Source organism: Bradyrhizobium sp. P2_E8, from assembly GCF_056403875.1.
In genome coordinates this window covers 1-2,194 of the sequence record NZ_JBFUES010001139.1, presented here as the reverse complement: position 1 = coordinate 2,194, position 2,194 = coordinate 1, and the positions used below count along the sequence as shown (strand labels likewise).

Annotated in this window: 3 protein-coding genes; all 3 read left to right on the top strand. The window is 59.7% G+C overall.

What is annotated here, in order from left to right:
• Nucleotides 1-369: 369 nt before the first annotated feature.
• The 3 genes from AC1D00_RS37760 to AC1D00_RS37750 are packed head-to-tail and all read left to right on the top strand — an operon-like array spanning nucleotide 370 to nucleotide 2,113.
• Nucleotides 370-738: a hypothetical protein gene (locus tag AC1D00_RS37760; RefSeq protein WP_477014174.1), complete on the top strand. Its 369-nt coding sequence runs from the start codon at nucleotides 370-372 to the stop codon at nucleotides 736-738.
• On the top strand, nucleotides 735-989 hold the full coding sequence (locus tag AC1D00_RS37755) for a hypothetical protein (RefSeq protein ID WP_477014173.1): 255 nt from the start codon (nucleotides 735-737) through the stop codon (nucleotides 987-989). Before AC1D00_RS37760 ends, AC1D00_RS37755 begins: the two co-directional genes overlap by 4 nt.
• Entirely contained in the window at nucleotides 986-2,113 is a 1,128-nt protein-coding gene (locus AC1D00_RS37750) for an AAA family ATPase (RefSeq protein ID WP_477014172.1), read from the top strand. Before AC1D00_RS37755 ends, AC1D00_RS37750 begins: the two co-directional genes overlap by 4 nt.
• Nucleotides 2,114-2,194: the final 81 nt, after the last annotated feature.

The following is a 2,194-nucleotide window of genomic DNA, read 5'->3' as shown; positions in this document are numbered from 1 at the left end:
GACTACGAGACTTTGACGGTACCCTTAAGTGCGAGGTTCGCGTTTTCGAGCGGCATCGCGACAGCGACTGGGAGCCGACACCGCGCCACATTGTCATCGGGCGCGATTATCTCCTCGAGCTTGTCGAGGGGCTATTAGAGGCCAGCGCTCTCTTAAAGACGGAGGCTGCGGCCTGATCATGCAGCCTCACATGGAAAACCCCGCGCTGGCGGCACGGGGCGTTCCGAACTCTGATCTGCTGGCTGGCTCGATCACTTCGGAATGTACCCTCCCCCTCCGTACACTTCAAGCATCTCGATTGACGCGCCGTTGCGCGATCAGCCTTGCCATGGCAGCAATTATTGCCCCGTTATTTCACGGGGACGCGTCATGAACGGAGGCAGGAAATCACGCGATAAAGGCAATCGCGCCGAACGTGCTATTGTCCAATTCCTTCAAGATCGAGGCTTCGCTGCCGAGCGCGTTCCGCTCAGCGGTGCCGCCGGAGGATCGTATCTCGGTGACGTGACGATCCCCGTTCTCGGCATCGACCGTGTTGCGGAGGTGAAGGTTCGCTCCACCGGCTTCGCCCAGCTGTACGCCTGGCTGGAAGCCCGCGACCTTCTGATAGTTCGGGCCGATCGGAGGGAGCCACTTGTCGTGCTGCCCCTGAATCTTGCCGCCGAGATCGCGGCAGCCGCGGACGGAAATAAATTGCGCATTGAGCGCGTCATCATTGATCCGCGCGGTGACGCATGAACGCGCCTGTTCAACCGCAGACCTGTTCCGCCCCATCGCCTTTGGCTGTAAGCGACCCTAAAATCCGTAAGCTCCTGCAACTCGCCGGCCTGCGCTTCATGTGCAGCCGGGCCCGCTGGCTCGACAGCGAGGCCGTCAGGCTTGGACTTGCCCTGAAGGCTGGCAGCATGACCTCCGATCAGGTTGACGCCGAGCTAAACCAGATGGGTGCGCTCGATCTGGTTTATCCCGAGCTGATGGTGGCCGAATGATCGAGCCTGAGTTTCTGGAGACCTCGACACCTCTGCGGCGCGTAGCAACTATGCAAGGTTATCCATTCGTGACGTTTGACGAAATGGAAGCCGCTCCGCCGGAGAAACAATGGCTCATTAAGGGCATTTTTGCTCGGGGCGAGACATCGGCCTGGATTGGGCCACCCGGTTCATTGAAATCAGCATTATTGGCCTCGGCTGCAATCAGTGTAGGCGCCGGGCTCGATTGGCAGGACTACCGGAGCAAGACCGCGGCCGGAGTGGTCTACTTTGCGATTGAGCGGGCCGACCTTGTGAAGCGCCGGCTACGCGCGCACAGGCGGAAACTTGGTCTTTCCGGTACGCCCATCTGTGTATCTAGCGCCACTATTGACCTAACGAAGCCCGACGCATTCAAGCGGGTGGTGGATACGATCCGCGATGCCAAGACAATTCTGGGCGTCGATATTGGCCTGGTGATCATTGATACATTTGCCAAACTGATCGCCGCAGCCGGCGGAGATGAGAATAGCGCAAAGGACCAGGGCGCCGTCTTCGGCAACATCCAGCGCGTCAAAAATAACACTGGCGTCCACGTCGCATTGATAGGCCATACCGGCAAGGACGAGACTAGAGGCGCCAGAGGATCCAACGCCCTGTTGGGCGATGTCGACCTGATGGTGACGATCAGCGGCGACGACATTAAAACCGCGACTATCACAAAGGCCAATGACGCGCCGGAAGGCCCGCTGTTTTCCTTTAGATCAGAAATTCACGACTTTGGCAGGGATGAGGATGGCGACCCGATAACCGTCAACATCGTCGAACACACCGACGCGCTGCCGGGCCGCAAGACATCTCCTAAATGGGCTCCAGGCTTAAGGCTGGTCCGCGACTGCGTCGCCGCAGCCATTCTTAACGACGGAACAGACCATCGCATCAGTGGTGGCGGGCAGACGGTGAAAGCCGCCACGGTCACTGCCGCCCGAACGATCCACAGCCAGCGTTATGTCAGCACGGGCGAAGGAGACCGAACTGAAGCCGAGCGCAAGGCGTGGCAACGAAACTTCAAGGCCGCTCACTCTGCCGGCCTGATCGCAGGCGAGCTCGCTGACGGCCTAGAACTGATTTGGCTCACTGCATGACCGGGACAAGTGGGACATCGGGACACCCTATAGGGTGGTGTCCCTGTCCGTCCCACCCTCGTGTCCGGGACAATGTCCCGC

Bases quoted from the DNA above. Each gene is read 5' to 3' on its own strand.
- AC1D00_RS37760 (WP_477014174.1), top strand. From the start codon at position 370: ATGAACGGAGGCAGGAAATCACGCGATAAAGGCAATCGCGCCGAACGT.
- AC1D00_RS37755 (WP_477014173.1), top strand. From the start codon at position 735: ATGAACGCGCCTGTTCAACCGCAGACCTGTTCCGCCCCATCGCCTTTG.
- AC1D00_RS37750 (WP_477014172.1), top strand. From the start codon at position 986: ATGATCGAGCCTGAGTTTCTGGAGACCTCGACACCTCTGCGGCGCGTA.